The sequence below is a fragment of the Micromonospora sp. DT233 genome (assembly GCF_049841815.1).
Taxonomy (GTDB): Bacteria; Actinomycetota; Actinomycetes; order Mycobacteriales; family Micromonosporaceae; genus Micromonospora.
This window is the reverse complement of the sequence record NZ_JBNCLB010000022.1, coordinates 1-19,185: the sequence shown is the minus strand read 5'-3', so window position 1 is coordinate 19,185 and position 19,185 is coordinate 1. Positions and strand designations below refer to the sequence as shown.

General features: G+C 67.3%; 12 protein-coding genes and 1 pseudogene. 5 read left to right on the top strand and 8 right to left on the bottom strand.

Annotated elements, in window-relative coordinates:
- The 5 genes and pseudogenes from ACLQ2V_RS27290 to ACLQ2V_RS27270 form a co-directional block, all read right to left on the bottom strand.
- Positions 1-1,425 (bottom strand): DNA cytosine methyltransferase, encoded by a 1,425-nt coding sequence (locus ACLQ2V_RS27290; protein ID WP_425721453.1) that lies wholly within the window; start codon positions 1,423-1,425, stop codon positions 1-3.
- A gap of 278 nt (positions 1,426-1,703) precedes the next feature.
- Positions 1,704-7,154, bottom strand: coding sequence for a DEAD/DEAH box helicase (locus ACLQ2V_RS27285; protein WP_425721452.1), 5,451 nt, complete (start codon positions 7,152-7,154; stop codon positions 1,704-1,706).
- A complete protein-coding gene (locus ACLQ2V_RS27280; RefSeq protein WP_425721451.1) occupies positions 7,151-8,080 on the bottom strand; it encodes a hypothetical protein in 930 nt (309 codons plus the stop codon). The genes ACLQ2V_RS27285 and ACLQ2V_RS27280 overlap by 4 nt, the downstream gene beginning before the upstream one ends.
- A complete protein-coding gene (locus ACLQ2V_RS27275; protein ID WP_425721450.1) occupies positions 8,070-10,073 on the bottom strand; it encodes a hypothetical protein in 2,004 nt (667 codons plus the stop codon). The genes ACLQ2V_RS27280 and ACLQ2V_RS27275 overlap by 11 nt, the downstream gene beginning before the upstream one ends.
- A 202-nt stretch (positions 10,074-10,275) precedes the next feature.
- Positions 10,276-11,676, bottom strand: a pseudogene (locus ACLQ2V_RS27270) (IS3 family transposase).
- A 362-nt stretch (positions 11,677-12,038) separates the two neighbouring features.
- On the opposite strand from ACLQ2V_RS27270, the gene ACLQ2V_RS27265 reads away from it, so the two are divergent.
- From ACLQ2V_RS27265 to ACLQ2V_RS27245, 5 genes are all read left to right on the top strand, one after another.
- Positions 12,039-13,037, top strand: coding sequence for a hypothetical protein (locus ACLQ2V_RS27265; RefSeq protein WP_425721449.1), 999 nt, complete (start codon positions 12,039-12,041; stop codon positions 13,035-13,037).
- Entirely contained in the window at positions 13,034-13,594 is a 561-nt protein-coding gene (locus tag ACLQ2V_RS27260; protein WP_425721448.1) for a hypothetical protein, read from the top strand. The genes ACLQ2V_RS27265 and ACLQ2V_RS27260 overlap by 4 nt, the downstream gene beginning before the upstream one ends.
- Entirely contained in the window at positions 13,525-14,124 is a 600-nt protein-coding gene (locus tag ACLQ2V_RS27255; protein ID WP_425721447.1) for a hypothetical protein, read from the top strand. Before ACLQ2V_RS27260 ends, ACLQ2V_RS27255 begins: the two co-directional genes overlap by 70 nt.
- A 295-nt stretch (positions 14,125-14,419) precedes the next feature.
- Positions 14,420-14,968: a hypothetical protein gene (locus tag ACLQ2V_RS27250; protein WP_425721446.1), complete on the top strand. Its 549-nt coding sequence runs from the start codon at positions 14,420-14,422 to the stop codon at positions 14,966-14,968.
- A 227-nt stretch (positions 14,969-15,195) separates the two neighbouring features.
- Positions 15,196-16,395, top strand: coding sequence for an NYN domain-containing protein (locus ACLQ2V_RS27245; protein ID WP_425721445.1), 1,200 nt, complete (start codon positions 15,196-15,198; stop codon positions 16,393-16,395).
- 406 nt (positions 16,396-16,801) lie between these two features.
- On the opposite strand, the gene ACLQ2V_RS27240 is transcribed toward ACLQ2V_RS27245, so the two are convergent.
- From ACLQ2V_RS27240 to ACLQ2V_RS27230, 3 genes are all read right to left on the bottom strand, one after another.
- Positions 16,802-17,113: an Imm1 family immunity protein gene (locus ACLQ2V_RS27240; RefSeq protein ID WP_425721444.1), complete on the bottom strand. Its 312-nt coding sequence runs from the start codon at positions 17,111-17,113 to the stop codon at positions 16,802-16,804.
- A 295-nt stretch (positions 17,114-17,408) separates the two neighbouring features.
- Positions 17,409-18,143: a helix-turn-helix domain-containing protein gene (locus ACLQ2V_RS27235; RefSeq protein WP_425721443.1), complete on the bottom strand. Its 735-nt coding sequence runs from the start codon at positions 18,141-18,143 to the stop codon at positions 17,409-17,411.
- Complete coding sequence (locus tag ACLQ2V_RS27230) at positions 18,143-18,298, bottom strand: hypothetical protein (RefSeq protein ID WP_425721442.1); 156 nt, start codon at positions 18,296-18,298, stop codon at positions 18,143-18,145. The genes ACLQ2V_RS27235 and ACLQ2V_RS27230 overlap by 1 nt, the downstream gene beginning before the upstream one ends.
- Positions 18,299-19,185 lie beyond the last annotated feature (887 nt).

Here is a 19,185-nt window from a genome sequence, read left to right as displayed (position 1 = left end):
CTAAGAGCCGGCTACAGCGGGAGAGGCTGGCGTCTTTCCGGAAGGTGTGGGAGCCAGCGCTCGTCCCTCCTCTTCGCGAAGAGTGTGAATGAGACCACGAACTCTACGTGCAATTTCCTCTGCTAGCAGCGGCGGCACGGCGTTGCCCACCTGCCGGTAGCGAGAGTGCGCCTGACCACCGTCGATGCGCCCGGGGAGGCTCCCACGCCTGGGATCAGTGGTGAACACGAAGTGGTCAGGGAAAGACTGCAGGCGCGCGAACTCCCTGACACTGAGGGCGCGTGGCATCCGATAGTGATAGGCCGAATCAGCTTTGGTGTTCAGCGTCCATGCCCAGATACCAGGATGTAGGCGACGATATGCGTAGAAGTGGGCTCGCCCGAGCTTGCCACTGTCGGTGCTCGGACCCCACTTCTCCCCACTGATGTAGCGGGCCGTCAAGGCCTCAGTGAGGTCGCGATGGTTGCCACCTGCTGGAATACCCTTCAGCCGTGTAACTGTGTCTGAATTAATTCTAGGGACACTGACATTCCACACCTTGTCCTCTAGATGCTTCCGCATCAGACGCTGGTATGCCGATTCAGCCTCCTTCATTTCTCCGATGGGCAACGCCTCTTCGCGCCGTCCTGCCTTGAGATTCCAAAGGTCTGAGATGGCCTGACTGGCCGTGACAACCGTAAGATTATCTGGATCATCCAAAGCATTAAGTAGTGCCGCGGCGCATGCTTCATCTCGCCGGGTCTCGACGGCATATCTACCCTTACCTTGGCGAACAAGGGCGAGATGGGGAGTCGCTTCGATTCCCTTGAACGGTGGCGGAACCGCGCCCAAGTCGCTTCGTAAGCCCACGAAGACTAGACGCTTGCGGGTCTGTGGAACACCGAAGTCGGCCGCGTCGAGCAGATTCGGCTGGACATTGTATGCACCACCAAGCTCGAGGTCTTCCTTAACTTGCTCAAGCACGCCCATCTGGGCCATGCCTGGCACGTTCTCCATGACGAACGCGAGCGGCCGGATTTCCCCAACTGTCTTGACGAATTCACGGTACAGCGAGTTACGCGGGTCGTCGATGATTCTTGAGTGATTCCGGACCTGTGAAAACGCTTGACATGGCGGGCCGCCGACTACCACGTCGACACCACGCCCAGCCTCGATGATGCGTTCATGCACCTCAGGCACGCGGATATCACCACAAATGGCTTGGGCGTCCGGAAAGTTCAGGGTGAATGTCGCGCAGGCATCCGGGTCGATGTCGCTGGCGCCGGCAATTTCGAACCCAGCCTGCTGAAATCCTTGGGAAAGGCCGCCAGCCCCGGCGAATAGGTCCAGTACGCGTGGCTGCCGCTCAGGCGGGAAGTCGTCTTGCGCGCATGACGCCATGTCGGCTTCGAACCTAGGCAATGGCAGTGCCAGTTGCGTGACCACGCAGCCCCCTTCGACCCGTCCCGTCACGCCGCCTACACGCGGTGTTACTGCAGGCCCAATTGTGCTCCTGACCGCACCCTGAGGAGCGACCGCCGCGCCGGTTGACGCGCCTGACATATTTGATCCTCTACTACACCCGTTCGACAAGTCGTCTGCTAGCCCAGCCATCCACCCGTGCCCGAGGTCACCTCGACAGCGTCGACACCCAGCCGGACCGGACGCGCCTGGTCAGCCGCGTCGACGAGCACCTGAAGTCAACGAGGCTAAGTGAACACGGCCTAGTACGGTAGCCGTGCCAGCGAACTCATGAGGTAGCCGGGCGCGCGGTCGAGCGCGTAGCTGTCGGCGGCGACGACAGCGTCGAGCGCGGTCACAGCGTCACGGACAGCCCCTGCCGCATCGACGAGCCGGCCGCTAGCGGACTCGGTGTCGTAGGCCTCCAGCGGGTGTTTGGCGATGATCGCGACCCGGCCGTGGGCGGGGTGGCTGAACACTGCAGTAGGCACCGGCATGCCGTCGACCATCATTGCGCCATACGTCGATGCCCAAGCAGTGACGGCACGGCGTTCTGTCTCATCGTCGAAAGTGAGCGGGCGAGCACGGAGCAGCCCAAAGAGGTCGCGTGCAAGGCGCCAGTCGAGCAGCGTGTGGTACGCCATGTTGGAGTAGTCCCGCAGGCATCGGTAGCAGGAACCGGTGCAAGCGGCCGCATGGCCAGGGCCCTCGAATTCTGCGATCCGGGCCTGGATGTGCCGCAGAAAACCGGGAAGCGTCCCTGGCGCGCCGAGGTGGGTGCTGAAGCCGGCGCCGTTCTCGAGCGTGTCGGCGAGGAAGGCGTACGTCGCGGGTTGCCCGTCGCCCCCAACACCGGTGTAGATGCCTGCGCTGAGCTCTTGTGGCTGGATGTCGAGATAGCTGGCGGCGGCGGCGCGTAGGAGGAAGGCTAGCGAGTACCAGGCGCCTCGTCGTCCGGCTGTTTCGTCGGGTGCGCCACTTGGCTGCTGTAGCCCTTGTTCGAGCGTGAGGCGCAGTCCGGGAAGCCGGGGGCCGGCGGCAAGGCCGGCGAAGAGGAAGTCGGTGGGCTGTACGGCGCCCAGGGCAACGTGAATTGGATCCCCGGCTGGATTCTCGTTGCGGATGAGGTTGTTGTTAACAGCGTCTGGCGAGAGGTATCCACGCCACGTGCCGTTGACCGGCGTGAGGGTGAACAAGCGCCCGCCGTTGTCGTTGACGGTGTAGCGGGTTCCAGGGCCGCTGTAGGCGGCGATGGCGCCATCCGCATGGTGCAGGAGGTCTGCAAGGGTGGCGTGGGCGCGGGCCGCCATCGTGCGGGGTGACCAGGTGAAGTTGCCGTCGAAGTTGCGGCGGTGTCCGGCGCGGAAGCCGAGCGGCTCCCGTAGTTCTGTCGGACGGTAAGCGGGGTGCTGGGCACCGCACTGCGGGCAGGTGTCCAGGCCGTTCGCGGGGTCAGGTAAACCCGCCAGTTGCTCTACGTGTGAGCAGGTCCTGCAGAGGCCGATGAATCGCGGGGTGGCGAGCGGTTCCGCGACGGCGCGGGGACGGGGCATGACAGGGTCGAACGCGCAGATGCCGACGGCGGGGTGGACCCAGCCGTCGCGGACAACCTCGCTCATCGGGGCGAACTGGGACACGGCAATGGCAACGTCGCGGTCGATAACGGCGGGCGGCGGCCACGGGTAGGAGCGGGTGGGCTTGTCCAGGTAGAGGTAGCGAACCCGGCTCGGGAATCCGAACATCGGTAGGACGCCGGCTTCGGCCAGTCGCTGGCTCAGGTCGGGGTGCCCGCTGTCCTGGGCGGCGACGTTGCTGATGCGTTCCAGCAATGTCAGCATCCAGGCGCGGGTATCGAACCCGGCGACGTCACCATGGCAGCAGGCGGCGAGGGCACGGGCTGCAGCGTCGACGCTGTCTCGGTTCTGCTCGATCCAGACTGTCACTTGCGGCCGGGCGCGCTGCCAGTCGGAGGCGGGCCCGAACTGGCCGTGGGAGTTGTTGGTGAGGCCAGACAGGACCCGGCTGGCGACCAAGGCCGCGCCTAGGTCGGCAAATGCCATGCGCAGTATCTCGGCGGCGAGGACCCTCCGGAAGATCTCAGTTCGGTCGAGGGCTAGGTACGGTGCCGGTGTGGGCTCGTTGGTGATCAGGTCTGGGCGGTCGAAGTAGTACTCGTCGTGGCTTCGCCCCCGGCAGACGGTGAGGGCAATAGCAACTGGTGCGCCGCGCCTGCCTGCACGGCCGACCCGTTGCTGGTAATTGAACCGAGTGGGCGGCATGTTCGCCATGACGACGGCCGACAGGTCGCCGATGTCGACGCCGGCTTCCATGGTAGTGGTCACCGACAGCAAGTCGATCCCGTACGGTAGCGGCGGTTCGCCGCTACCGCCGAGGAAGATGCCCTGGAAACGGGCTTGACGCGCCTGGGACTCCACCCTGCCGGTCTGGCCGGTCAACTCTGCGCACGCCAGGCGGAACATGCCCTGCCCGTGGGCCGCCTTCCAGGTGTAGTAGTCATCCTCGTGTGAAACCGGTTCGGGATCGGCAGGCAGCCGCCGGTGGCAGCCGGTGCAGATGCCGACGCCGCGAGCCAGGTGCTGCCGCCGGCACGACTGGCACCGCCACGAGCCCTTGTCTGGTAGCCGCAGGGTGACCCGCTCTGGCCGGATTACGTACTCGACAACCGCGTCACCCCACTGGGCCCGGACGAGTTGCTCGACGCCGGCAGGCGTGCTGTCGAGCTCTAGGGCTGCGGCTTCCCAGAACCTCCGCAGCCGCGCCGGGGGCTGGACTGCACCGTCCCGCAGCCCGGTGAACCGGCGCAGTTGGGCTAGCACGCGAAGGCTTGCCCGTGCGACGGCGCGGGCGGCGCCCGGGGAAAGGTCAATGCCGTCGGTGTCCTCCCGCAGCGCGAGCCAGCCCAGGCCGAGTGACTCGAAGTCGCGGCCAGCGCCGGAGAACAGCCCTTCGAGTATCTCCTCTCGCAGCTCCTGGTGGATGTCATCAAGGAGCGCCTGCTGGTTGGCGCTCAAGCCGCTGGCCTGGACTGGCACCCCGCCAGCCCATTGGAAGAGAGCGGTCCACGGTTGCTTGTCCCGGTCGGCTTGCAGCGACGCCTTGGGCCCTCCGGGATTGATTCCCATGGCCAGCAGCTCGCGAGCGAGGTCTCGCGTCAGGTCTTCGAGGCTGGGCTGGCTGGCGAGGTCGCTTCGCAGCGTGGGCTCTGACGACGGGTCTGCGTGAGGTGCCCTTTCCCAGATGTCGCACAAGGCTTGGAAGCTGGCGGCATTACGCGCGCGTAGCCGGGCGACGGCGGCCCAGGTGCCGTCGTCTCGAGGCCCCTCCTGGAAGTGCCTGCGGGCGAGATCGAGATCCCCGCCGCCGCCTGACGGCCGGGCGACGCGCTGGTAGAGCAGCAGCCGTAGCAGGTCCTGGTAGTGGCGTAGGCCAATACCCGCGGCCAGCTTCGCCGCGTCCTGGCGGCTGTCAGAGAAGACGATGCTCTTGCGTTCCTCGACCGGCAGCTGCCCGGCCATCTGGGTGACCAAGACCTGGTTGATCTTTTCGAAGCCAGTGCGCATGGCGCGGATCGGGGACCGCTGGCGACGCCGGTCGGACAGCGGCAGGGCACCGTTACGGTCACGGCGAATCTCCCAGTCGTCGCCGCACGCCGGGCATCGGGTTGGGAACGGCTGCAGCGCGTGGGCACCGATCGCCGCAGCGTTGCGCCCGGACCCAGCGGTCGTGACGTGGAAGCTCCATCCTGTGGCGTCGCGCTCGCCGTTGGCCAACCGACCGGTCGCCGGGTCCAGCCGGCTGGGCCGGTACTGGAAGGTGACCGCTCCGCTGTCGGCGGTCCACCTGCGGTCGGTTTCCAGGGAGCCGGTGCGGGGCCAGTACACGATGTAGTTGGCGGCAGTCGGGTTGAGGGCAACTTGGTCTGGCAGCTTCGAGAGGTCGGGCACGTCGGCAAGGAGGAACGTGTCGACGGAGGGCCCGGACAGCTCATTCTCGGGGGCGAAGCCACCCAGCAGGACATCGCCGCAGGTCTGGCAGTAAAGCAGTTCCAGCACCCGGCTACCGCACTGGCACCGTGTGGCCGGGTTGGCGTAGAGCCGGCCGATGGTCCTTCCGTCGCGGGCGTCGTTTTCGACGGCCGTGCAGCGCGCGTTGGTGCAGGCCCAGATGCCGGGCACATTGCGGAACATCAGGTGCGCCCGGATACGGGGCAACTTGCTGCCTGGCAGCGTTCCGGCATTGCGCAGCGCCACAAGAAGACCGCGTAGGGCCTCGCCCTGCACGCCAGAGTCACAGGCGGGGAACAGCCGGCGCGCAAGCAGCGTCGTTTCCTGGGCTACCGGGCTGGTGGCGGGCGCGCCGTCCGGGCTCGAGAGGCAGGCGGCGGCGAGAGCATCACCCGCGCCGGTTTCAACCAGCACGGCCGCGCACTCCTCCGGCGCCTCCTGTCGGGTTAGCCCCGCCAGCCGGGAAGCATGGGAGGACAAGTCGACGCGGTCGGAAGCCGGGCGCACGAGCTCGCCGGGCACAAAATCGAAGCTGTCCTGAGGAAGAGCGAAGAACTCCTCAAGGAAGCGCGCGTCCCGCGCAGGGTCCAGCGATGCGGAGGCGGCGAGCACACGGATCCGCTCGGGTGCATCGGACAGTCCTAGCCGGTGGCGCAGGTTCCGCAATAGGTAGGCGACCTCCGTGCCGGCAGTACCGCGGTAGGTGTGCAGCTCGTCAATCACCAGCGTGAACCGCGCCGAGGGATCACGCTGTAGCCATTGCCGGGTGCTGTCGAAGAACACCGCTTCACGCTCGCGGAGCAGCATGACATTGAGCATCGAATAGTTGGTGATCAGAATATCCGGCGGGGCGTCGAGCATGTCCCACCGGGACCGCATCTCTGCCCCGTCTAGCCGTGGCAGGAAGGCACGGTCCTCCTCGCGGCGGATGGCCGCACCGCGCCGGCCCGTCTGCAGTAGGTCCTCGCGAAGCTCTCCTAAGGCGGCATCATTGCCGGGTGCGCCGGTCACCGGCGTCTGGCCGGTGTAGCGGCCGAAGTAGAAGCGGTGCCCGTTGCGATGGCGGTCCAGCCAGGCACGGGCGGAGTCGCTGTCCAGGGTGCGGCGAAGCCGGACGAGCTGGTCGTCGACAAGGGCGTTCATCGGGTACATCACGAGCGCTCGTACTGCGGCGGGCCGTCCGGTCTCGCCCTGCCGCTGCGGCACGAACGGCGCTTGGGGCGTTTCCCACCAGGGCCGGTGTGGCGCCGGAGCGCCGGACCAGCCGCGCGATTCGCTGAGGAGACTGGCCAGGATCGGCAGCACAAATGCCTCCGTCTTGCCCGAGCCGGTCCCCGCCGTGATGACAGTGTTCCGGCCGGCTGACAGTCCGCTGCGAAGTGCCTGCTCTTGGTGCTGGTAGAGCGGCCGGCCAGGCGGGATTAGGCCGCACCCGGCGAACGTCGCGAGTTCCGGAACGGCGCCGGCAGCGGCTGCAGAGGCCGCCATGTCATGCGGGACAGTCGCGTAGTCGGGGCGTAGCTCGATGAGTGGTTGCCGCCAGGTGCCCCCATCGCGGTCGAGTAAAGCTCGGCGCTCGCGCACAAGGCGCTCGTCCCTGAGCCCGAACGGTGTGTCGTAGTAGCGAAACAACGCATCTTTCAACGCGTCAAAGGTCGACAGCGCGTCGAGGCCTGCGGGTCCCGTCATTGGTCCTCCAGCTGGTACCCCAGCGTGCCTGCCAGCCGCCGTGCCAGGGTGAGGGGCACATTGTCGAAGGCGACCGTTTCGGCGCGGTCGGTCAGGCGGGGCGGCAGGCCCGTACAGAGGACGGCTGCAGCGGCGTGCAATGGCGGCAGTGGCACCCCGTAGTCTACGAAAAAGGTTCCTACCTGTGCCCTGCGGGGCTCGGCACGCCATCGCAGGGGTCGTGCGCTGGACGCGGCAAGCACAAGGTGAATCCCCTCGGCGTACGTGGTCTGGTGCCAGGCACCACCGCGTCGCAGCAGATACGCCATCCGGCCGTCACGGCGCAGGCGGTACAGGCCCTCGCGCGCCTCGGCCAAACGCGGCGAAACCGGCTCCCACATGCGACCGGGCGGCATGTACCGCTCCACAGTGGCGTTGTGACTGGCCGGTGGTGCCGCGGCAGCCCCTGGCCGGACAGCGGTCAAACGGTCCTCGATCTGTAGTGCGGCGCAGGGAACGAAGCGGGCCCCGAGCCGGCGGGCCAGCCCAGGCAGCTGATTCGGCGAGTCGTAGGAGATCCACACGGCGGACGGCGACGGGAGCGGCTCGCCGGAGCCCTGCGGCGGCGCGAACGTTACTGCGACCTCTTCGCCGGCCAGCCGGTCGAGCACACTGGCTGGGCGGGCGCCGGCCAGCAGGGCAGTGCCATCTGAATGGGGCAACCGGGTGATCACCGTTGGCGCTGCGCGCCATGAGCCGGCGGCCCAGTCCACGCGTACCAGGCACATGGCCTCGACGTTCCTAAGCCACCGCCCGGCGCTGAGTCCCCTCGTGTCGCGGTGCCCATGCCGGCTTGTGGCTGCGATCCACCGGATCCGTGTACTCAAGTCATTGAGGTCCCCACGCTGGATCTCGCTCATCCAGCGGACCAGCAGGTCAGCGTCCAAGGAGACTCTCCACGGCTCGGGCGTACAGCCGCCAGCGGTCTAGCTCGCCTGTGACCTGCGTTGCCGAGCCGAGCAACCGCTCCCAGACAGTCCGGGCGGCAGAGTCGAGCCGGTGCACCGCGCAAGGAGCGGCGTGCACCGGCCGGACGCGCCACCCGAGACGTGACCGCTCAGCGATCCACGCAGCCCTGGCCGGAGGAAGGTACTCGAACCGGTAGGTTGGCCCCGGGCCCACATGGGCCTCCAGCCATACCGGAACTGTCGGCTCGTCGATGCCTTCAACAGAGCCGTCATCGAGCAGCGCATATGCCTCCGCGAGGCCGCGGCGAACCAAGACCGGCTGCCCGCCTGGGTCCCCCACTCCTACCCATGCGCCTTGTACGACATCACCCGCCGGATCGACCGGCACTGCCCCGGCACCGAGCGTGTCGAGAACGGTGAAGCCGAGGTCGGTCCGGTCAGCGACGAGATGATGCCTGCCCACAGAAAGCGGGCCCAGCATCCGCAGCGGTACCGGGAAGCCCCCCGCCCGGAACTGCTGCTCTGCCCCATCCAGCACGGCACTGACCATTCGCGGCTGCTCACCAGCAGGCAGCAGCATGTCCGGCTCACCACCGGCGAGGTAATGGCGACGACCCAGCCCGGACCCCACCGGAAGGCCGTGGCACAGCACTGGCAAAGCCCCTGCATCCTGGCGCATCGCCGAGGCCACGCCTTCTCGCAGGCCCGGGAGCATCCCCTCGACTGCCGCGGGGTTCACCATGCGCACGTTGAGGAAGGTCGACCACCCCGGCAGCAGGGATGACCTCGCCCTCTTCCAACCTGCGTCTGCGGCTGTCTCCAGGACCCTGCTGACCTCAGCCTCGGCGGCTGCGGCGACGAGCAACACCTGATCTGCAAAGGCAACTACACCGGGCTGCGCCGCCCAAGCGCCGATCGTGGGGTCCCTGCGCATCACCACAACCTCGGCGGCCGGAACGTGCAGCGCGAGCTGAGTGCCGAACGCGTGCAGGCCGTTCCGCAAGGTGTTGGGGAAGCTGGGCACGTACCCGTCCAGGTCATACAGCTCACCGTCGAGCCGAGCAGACAGCTTTAGCTCTCCGCCACCGGGCATCTGCACCACATCTTCGTCGATACCCGGGACGCGTTCGACCTCCCACCGCATCGTCCACAGGTCGATGTCGGCACACGCGCGCAGCCGAGCGCGACGCCGGCCCGCCCGCTCCCGCACCACTCCGTCCCAGTGCCCTGCCAGCGACGACAGTACGCCACCCAACAGCTCCGTGTCCGCGTCGTCATGCAGAGCTGTCACCAGCCTGGGGGACAGGCCGCGTGGCCGGCTGGCCCAAATGCGCAGGTGGTACAGCAGGCTTTCGACGTTCGAGGTGCCAATACGGTCAACACCGACTGCCGAGAAGAACTCAGTCAGCCGGTAGCGGTCCTCGGCGCGGATCAGCGCTTGCGACAGCGGGTAGCCGATGCGGTGGAAATGCCCGCCGGTCCGGATGGTGCTTACCCCGCGTTCACCTCGTGCTCCCTCCAGCCAGTCGTGCAGCACCCGCCACAATCCGACGACCGCGTCGAAGGCTTGTGACAGCCGGCCCCGCAAGCGAGCAAGCTCGTGCAGTGGGGCGCTTGGCTGCAACGCCTCCGCGAGACGAATGTAGTAGGCGTGCGGCGCGGCGCGGTCGTCGCGGTGCATCCGTGTCGCGGCCAGAACGGTAACGGCAAGCAACGGCAAGCACGGCGGCGGCTCCGCGCGGCCGCCCCTGCGCCACCGCGCCACCGCAGCCTCCACCGGCCAGAACATCATCGCCTCGTCGGCCAGCCGCAGTCGGCGCGCCACCGCATCGGTAAGCGAACCTGCCCCGCCCAACTCCGCGAGCTCGTCATCACCAGCCATCAGGAGTACCGGCCGGCCGGCCTGCGCCTCACCGAAGTACCGGCAAGCTAGGATTTCCTGCCACCAGGCATAAGCGTCCGCCTCACTCACGCAGCCAACGTATCGGCGAGGCACGACAACGCGTTACAGGCGAAGCTACCTAATTCGCCACCGACCGGCCCTCGCGCACCCGGCCACATGGCCCGACCCGGCCGCGCGGCGACACATGGTGGTGGTCATGCCGGGGGGCTGTAAGCCATGGTCGCTCGCGTCGCCGCAGCGGAACGTGTCAAGGGATTGAGGCCAGCGGGAGTTAGGCGGCCTGTGGTTTCGGTTCGGGTTTGTTGATCCAGACCTGGTGGGGCAGGTCGAGGATTTTGGGGTAGGGTCCGGGTGGCGCCGAACCGTTCTGGGTGCGCCGTGCGGGCTGCGGCGAGGGTGTCGGTGCGGTTGGCGCGGACGGTGTGGTGGCGGCCGTGGTGGACGTCGGCGGGGGTGTGTAGGCCGATCCCGGAGTGCCGGTGGGCGTGGTTGTACCAGGTCACGAAGTCGGTGATGAACGCTCGCGCGTGGGCGAGGGACGCGAACCGGTCCGGGAAGACCGGCGCGTACTTCAAGGTCTTGAACCAGGCCTCGCTGTACGGGTTGTCGTTGGAGGTTTTCGGCCGGGAGTGCGAGCGGGTCACTTGGAGGTCTTCGAGGAGGTCAGCGACCGATTTCGAGGTCATCGAGGTGCCCCGGTCGGCGTGCACGACGTGCGGGACGCCATGGGCGCCGAACACCTCGCGCATCATCGACTCGGCGAGGGGGCCGGACTCGCGGGCGTGCACCCGTGCGCCGACGATGTACCGGGAGTAGATGTCGATCATCACGTAGGCGTCGTAGTAGACGCCCTTGACCGGTCCGGCGAGTTTCGTGATGTCCCAGGTGTAGACCTGTCCCGGCCGGTCGGCGATCAGCTCGGGACGCTGCCTGACGGGGTGTCGGGCCTGCCGGCGACGCTCACGGACCTGCTCGTTGTCGCGTAGGAGTCGGTACATGGTGGCGATCGAGCCCACGTACACGCCCTAGTCGAGCAACGCCGCGTAGACCTGCGCCGGGGCGGCGTCGACGAACTGCGGGCTGTGCAACAACCGCAGCACCTGCCCACGCTCGGTCGGGCTGAGCGCGTTCGCCGGCGCCCGCCGCACCGGCCGCGCCGGTGTCGGCCGGCGGCGGGCACGGTCGGCGCTGGACCGGGCGATCCCGGTCATCGCCGCCGCCTGCCGGGTCGTGGCGCCGGTGCTGCTCAGCTCCCGGTAAGCGGCCATCAGCGTTTGCCGAGCCCGAACACGTCCGGACCGTCCGGCTCGCTCCTGGAGATGTCCTCCAAGAGCTCGCGCGCTTTTCCCATGATCGTCAACGCCGTCTCGGTCCGCGCCAGCTTTGCCTGCGCCAGCGCCAACTCCCGCCGCAGCCGGGCGATCTCGGCCTGCTCCGCCGACGGCCGCCCGACCGTCTCACCGGCCGGCTTGCCCTGCAACAACCCGGCGTCACGGGCCCGACGCCACTCCGACATCAACGACGAGTACAAACCCTCACGCCGCAGAAACGCCCCGCCCTCACCAGCCGCGACGGCCTGCTCATAGCCAGCCAGCAACTCCAACTTCTGCCCCGGGGTGAACGACCGGCGTACCCGCGGCCCGCCCGCACGCGGACCCATCTTGCGACTCATGACCCCATCCTGGGCCACGACCAACTCAACAGCAGTAGTCAACGAATCTCGATCCTGAACTCGCCCCGTCCAACGGACTTGCTATGAACCACCGGCCTCAACTCACCCTGACAGACAGGGCAGCGGGAAGTGTCGGGGGTGCCGGTTAGGCTGGCGGTTACCAGAAGACCCCGCAGCCACTGGCGCACGGGGGCGACGGGCTACGGGGCCGTTTCTTGATTCGCACCCAGGAACATACCCGGTTGAAGGTTACCGGCGGCAGATGATGTCGCCGCCGGGCGAACTTGCTCACCCCGGCGCCTCCCTCGTGCTGTGCCTGCGGGGTACCGCCACGGCCGGACTCTGGCCGAGAGGAGGACCCGATGTTGTTGGAGGACCATCTCGAGGAGGGCCGCAAGACCCTCGAGGTCACGCTGGACGAACTGCGTGAGGCCCGCAGGCGGCGAGGGCTGCTGGGTTCGGCGTTGCTCAACGCGTTCCCCGGTGCCCGCACCTACATCAACGGCTCCGTTGCGCACGGCGATGCGAACACGCCGCTGACCGACGTCGACCTCGGCGTCGTGGTCGACGTGGCCGGGTACGGGCCGGAGGCCGCAGGGCCGTTGCCGCTGATGGAGCAGGCCCGCGACGCGATCCGCGAGCACCTGAAGGACGAGTTCGACAACCTGACGGTCACCGTCGAGGGTCAGAAGCGGTCCGTGCTGGTGCGGTTCGGCGCCCCGGTCACCCCCGAGACGGACTTCACCGCCGACGTGATCGTGGCCTTGGACCACCCGGGGACGGGGTTGTGGATCCCGAACACCACGATCGCGGCCGGGTGGGACCGGGCGCACCCGGAGAAGCACACCGAGCTGGTCCTGCAGGCCAACGAGGACACCGGCAACGTCTTCGCCCGCACCGTGCGTCTGCTCAAGCACTGGCGTGCCCACCACGGCAAGCCGCTGTGCTCGTGGAACATCAAGGCCCTGGCCCTGGGGTGCATCGCGGATCAGAAGCGGCCCCTGCTGCAAGCGCTGCAGGAGTTCTTCACGTACGCCGCGGACGAGATGGCCGCCGGGCTCACCGAGGACCCGGCGGGTGTCGCGGGGAAGATCAAGCTGCCGTCCGGGATGACCCGCGAGCGTGCGGCCTGGCGGCTGGGGCTGGCGCGGGACAAGGTGACCGCGGCCATCGAACACGAGCAGGCCGGCCGGCACGCTCTCGCTCAGCACGCCTTGCACAGCGTGCTGCCGCACGTGGTCGCTGACAGCGACCAGGGCGCGCAGATGGCCGAGCAGGCGCTGCTGACCACCGGCGCGTCAGCCGCCAGCCTGCTTGTCCCGGGGCCGGACACCCCGGCGCGGGCGTGGTCGCCCCGATGACCGACTGGTACGGCCGGCGAGCGTCGTGGCGGGTCCCGCTGGAAGCCGCCGCCCGGCGCCGGCTGGGGCCCACCCTGTCCCACCAGTACGTCTTCGAGCCGGCCTGCTACGGCAGGGAGTGTGAAATCCTCGTCTACCGCGTCGAGGCGCTGGAGGTAGTCGGCGACCCGGAGCCGGTCGACGTGACGATCCGCTTCCACAAGCTGCCGCCGTACGACACGTACGGGCTGCCCCCGCAGGATTATCCCCAGGTCTTCGCCAAGCCGGGCGCGACCTCCAAGCACCGCATGCCCGACGGGGCGTTGTGCATGTGGATGCCCCTGGACCCGCCGCAGCGGCGGTGGACACACGACAAGGGGCTGCTCGAGCTCGTCGAGCTGACCCGCCAGCACCTGTTCCTCGAGAACTACTGGCGACAAAACGACGGCGCGTGGCTGCTCGAAGACGCACCCCACGGACTTCCTCGAACCCAGGGAGGTGACAGCACATGGTCTACGCCCAAGCCGCGCAGAGCGGCTGGACGGCCGCCCAGACGGCGGTCGTCATCGTTGCAGTGATCGCGATCCTGGGTGGCGTCGTCTCCGCCTCCGTCACCTACACGCTCAACCAGCGCGCGACCCGCCGGGAACGGCAGGCCAAGGCGTTCGCCGAAGCCCTCAACGCCCTCGAGGACTACGCCGAGATGCCGTACCGGATCCGCCGCCGCCGAGACACCCCCGAAGCCCGCTACGACCTCACCGACGAAGTCAGCAAGATCCAGTCCCGGCTGGCGTACCACCAGGCACTCCTGCAGATCGAGGCACCCGAGGTCGCCGCCAGCTACGCCGCGCTCGTCCGCGCCACCAAAATTCAAGCTGGAGGGCAGATGCGGCAAGCGTGGGAACAGCCTCTGCTCACCACGGACGCCGACATGAACCTGCAGGTCCGCTACCCCCGAGATCAGATCGATGCCGCCCGAGGCGCCTGCATCTCCACGATGCGCGAAGCCCTGCGACGACGCCGAACCCGCCGCGCGCCCACCCTCCCCACCGCCAACAGCGACCAACCCCAGATTCCTCGTGCGACCGTTGAAGGCAAAGAGCGATAGACGTGGCGCGGGCAGTATTCGGCTTGTCCGCCGGACCCGTACACCGCGACGATGGTCACTCCGTGGCGAGTTGACCTTCGGGCGGCACGTGAAAGTGCTTGACGACAAGGACCCGACCGCTGCTGAGCGGCTGAAGGAATGGGCCGACGGCCTGCGGAACTCCCGCCGGGCACACCGCCCACCTTCGAGTCCCAGCGGATGATCCACCCCGGGATGGTGCCTGCGGACGGGATATGAGCTGCTCACCGCAGGCGGGCAGGGTCTGCCGGAGGTTCCGGGTGAGCACATCCAGCCGGTGTCAGTCCTGCACTACATGCGCGCGACCGGCTTGGGTATGGCGGAGGCGGCCACCGACAACCGGCTCTTGGACAGCGCCATGACCACCGTCGTCGGGACGATAATTACCGGCACCGGCACCGGCACCGGCATCTCGCTCTTAGCCGACACTCGCCTTTTGAACAGTGCCATGATCATTGCTGTCGGGGTGGCGACCGTCGGCGGCGGCATTGCGAATCTGACCAACAGCCGCATCCTGGGCAGCGCGGGAGTCATCGGCATCGGGGGGGCGACGGCCGGCGGCGGCATCGCGGTGCTGATTCGTTCAACCGGTCTCACGACAAGGCTGTGGGAGTGGCGCGCGGCCCTGACGCAGGATCCGACGAGCAAGGAACCCGCAGCACAAACTTCGGGCCGGGAACAAGGAGCGTCCGATGCCCAGCCTCCTCGTGAAGGTGCCGTAGCTATACCGGCAGGGGCCAGTGTGCGAGTTTGTTCGTGGCTGCCGGTGGTGGCTACCGCTTGGGTCAGGGCGGTGAGGTCTGCGCCTATTGGTTCGGGTCGGTGATGGGCTCGCCGGTGACCTCGGTGCCACCCAGCCCGAGGTCGGCGCTGTGCCGCGCAGGCGTACGTCTCGGCACCGCCCGGTAACGGCGGATATCAAGACGTGGGCAGCAGTATGTGTGGCATGGGCACTCCTCAGCCGCCGCCGGTCGCCTCGAGGAAGGTCCGCAGCAAGCATGCCGGACTGTTCGCCACCCACATCGAGCGCGAGGTTGCGAAGGGGCACGCCCGGTGCTGTGGGCGCTCTGGTCCCACAACGCCATCATCGGCGGCCTCCCCACCCTGGCCGCCACCGCGATCAACCCCGCCACACCCCCTCAAACCAGACCCAGCCGCGATCGCAACCAGCAAATCCGCCACGACGGGCCGACAGCCCGACGAAACCCTGCGTCGATCGTGGAAGCGCAACTGCGGCCGGGACTGTTCACCGAGAGAGCCGCTGCCTCGATAGTTGCGGCAGGGGGTGACATCCTGTGGATCGTGAGGCCTAAATGCTCCCTGTATGTGGACGTCGGTTACCTGCTCAGCGCCGCAGCGGTCCGGGTGACGGGGACGTCGCTGCGGAACGGGATTCGGGTCGACTACGAGTCACTGATCGACGCGCTAATTCAGCAGGCCGAGGCGCTGTCGGAGCTGCCGATGTTGCGCGTGCACTGGTACGACTCTGCGAGAGAGGGTGTACCCGACGCCTCGCAGCAGTTCATCGGTGAACTGCCCAACGTCAAGCTGCGGCTCGGCCGGTTCGGCGTGGACGGCCAGCAGAAAGGTGTCGACCTGCGCATTGGGCTCGACCTGGTGATGCACGCACGCAACGCAGTTGCGGACGTCTTCGTCCTCGTTTCGGGAGACGATGATCTTACCGAGGCCGTGGAGGAGGCCCAGGTGCACGGGGTGCAGGTCGTCCTGCTTGCCGTCCCCAACGGGCAGAACCGGCCCCATGGCATCAGCCGGCATCTGATCCGCGCGGCCGACGGGCTCAAAATCATGTTTCCGGACGTCATCGACCATGCCGTGACGAAGGTGGAGACACCCTTGGTGGTGCCGTCACCGATGGCGGTGTCGCTGGGCGGGGACCCGCGTGCCATGGCCCCGTCGGCGGGCTTCACCGCTCAGGAAGGCTCACGAGCACCCCGCCTGTCGCCCGCGTCTAGCGGGGCCCTGGACAGCAGGACGAGCGCGACGAATCACGAGGATCCTTCTGACCTTGCCGAACAGATCGGCTCGGTCGTCACCAACGTCCTGACGACTTTCCGCAGTTCCGCCACGCCGGAGGCCTTGGCGGAACTCACTGCCGGGAAACCGTCGATTCCACGCGATATCGACAAAGCTTTACTGACCGACCTTTCTGAGCGCCTCGGTGAAGTCGATTTGAGTGAAGCCGTGCGACACCAGCTTCGGGCATCGTTTTGGGAGCAGTATGACCAGGCCTAGCTGGAAGGCGACGTTTCGCTGGTTGCTGCTCCCGAAGTCACGGTGGGGCTCGGAGCCTGAGCCGGCTGGTCGACAACTTCTCTCGGCGGCCAAGACAGCCGAGCACCCAAGGAGCATCCAGAGTCTACAATGGGCTACGATCGCTAGAGTTTTCCCAGCTACACGGCACCTTGGCCGCTAGCTATACGGCAATCCGGAGGATTAAAAGTCCTCAGCTCTGCCATTGAGCTAACGGCCCGCTGAGCCACAGGTTACCCGAATCTCGTTGGCCGCTCGGTGTCTGCCCGAGGCGCAGTTGGGTGAAGTCGCGAGGTGCCGCCGGGAAGGCTTCGCCGCCTGCCGCTGGTTCCTGCCCGGTGGTGCCGCAGCGGAGGCCAACAGGCGTCCGCAGTGCAGGGATCATGCTCTACGGGGTGGGTGGCTCTTCGTGGACCCAGGTCACGCTGGTGGGTCGTTGGCCTGAGGCGACGTACTCGATGACCGCATGGCGGGCGGTTGCGGTGTTCACGCGGGCCAGGTCGGCCGGGATGTCGCACAGGCCGGTGTCGGGTGACTCGTACACGGCGATCGAGGTGTCGGGGGCGAGCTCCGTGGCGTAGCTGCCGTCGGGTAGCCACCGCAGCGCGGCCCGGTCGGCGTCCACGTCGATGTCGATGCGCAGGACGGCCCGTTCGGCAGTGCCGATGGTGAGGGACTGCCCGCATTCGCCGTGGGGCATGATCGCCGTGATCTACTCGTCGAAGCGGCGTCCCGCCTCGTCCGGGTTTGTCAGGTCGTAAGGGTGTCCGTGGTAGTCGCGCAGCAGCGGGGTCATCGTCTGATCCTTTCTCCGGTGCCGGTGTAGACGCGGTGCCAACAGGTGAGCTCCCCCCGCCCCCATGCACGTAGTCAAAGATGAGCATGGGTTCAAGTCACCACTTGATCAGCGACAAAAACCAAGGGCGGCTTAGCTCAGCCGCCGATCCGCCTGACCTTGCATGGGGTAGACCCGCCGGCTATTACTGGCCTGCCCGTCACTGTCCCTGCACCAAACGGCGTGCGTTCTTCGCCCCGTGAAGCGGAGTCACCGTCGCACGACGACCAACCTCGGGCGCGCCACCAGGAGCACTGGACTTCATCGGCGGCATCCGAAGGATCCGTGCGAAGCGAGTCCGCGCGTCTTGGTCGGCGAGCTTGAGCAGGTCGTCGAGAGCTGCCTGCATCGCCAGACTCGGCGGTGCGGGCTGTCTGCGGTCCTCCCATGCGGCGACGATCGAGGGAGGGACGCGAAGCCGTTCGGCGAAAGCCCCGAGGCTGAGCCGCAGTGCCTCCCTCAACGCAAGGACCTCCTGCTCTCTCCATCGGGCGATCGTGATCGTGCATTCGCAGCCCGGAGGCTCGACCGCGAGGCTGTTGGGTGGACTCGACGGCATGGCTGCCTGGTGCCGAAGCAGTCGCTCGTGTTCGGCTGCCCGCGCTTTCTGCGTCCGGAGGGTGGTGATCAGTCCATGGAGCGAGTCGAACGCGTCCACCAACGTTCCTCCCGCGCGGAGTTCGCGGTCGGCGCGCTCCCAAAAGCCACGGGGGATCGTGCTCCGTCCGATCTCCACGTTCGCGACCGAACTGCGGGAGTAGGCCGTCCGCCTGGCAAGGGTGACCTGGGTCATGCCGGCCGCATTGCGGCGTTGGGCCAACTGCCGTCCCAGCGCTTTCTGCAGGTCGCGAATCTGTTCAGGAGTGACGGGTTCCGAGATGGCATCCATCACCATCATTCGCTTTGTTCGCCGCAAAGCACGTAGAAGCGCGACCGCCCGCCGCAGTTCTCGGGGGGCGCGGTGTCGGAGCCGACTGACCTGACAGGCAGGATCTCCATGTGCGCCCAGATCCACGCGGTGACCGCCTCGGCGACCTTCTGGCGCGACACCACTCGACCAGACCCCGCCGGCGAGCGCATGGTCAGCCGTGAAGGCCGCAACAAGTCGTTTGGACTGCGTGGAGCCCTCATCTGAGCGCCCGGTACGCCGTTCATACCAATACCCTCTCGGAACCAGACAGCCTCGAAGGATCAAGGTCCGCCGTTCTGACGTCAGCTCGGTGGTCATCAGGTTCTACCTGCCTCAACGGCGACGCCTCTGCGTGCTACGGGCACGTAACCCGTCCCGGTCGGCTCGCCGTCACTGCTGTCTGCGGCCGACGCGAACCACGAGGCCGGTGCAGTACCCTCCAGAGCTGGAGCGGCGCGCGTACCCCCGAGGCACCTGGTCGACGGTGCGGCAGAAGACCGTACTTCGTAAATGTGGAGCCAGCCCCTTGACGGCCCGAACACGGCTCGACCTCACCGCACGTCACGCACTCGCCGGTCGGCCGGACCGCCAGGTGGCGTTCAAGTTCCGCCTGGGCGCGGTCGACCTCTTCCAATGCCACGCTGCCCCGGTAGGTCGTGCTCACGACGACCTCGACGATGGCGTAGGGCGTAGGGCCCGGATCCGAAGGAGTGCCGGTCGGGGCCATGGGGCGAGTGGCGTAATGTCTGCCCGTAGCGCCAGATCTACCCCGTTCAGCGACCCATCGCCCTGCATTCGGGCATGGTCATCGACACGTAGATTCAGACCACTGTTCCCGTGCATATAGTCCTACTCGCCAACCTCGATTACGTCGCCTAGCTATTACGGATCCGGCCAAGTCGAGCGCGGACAAAATCGATCTACCCGCTGCTGCTGGCAGGTGGCCCTGGCCTAATACTCCAGCAGGAGATCCGTTCTGACCTGCTGTGGCGGTGTGGTTTTGTCCGTGGTCATGGAGCAGCCACCG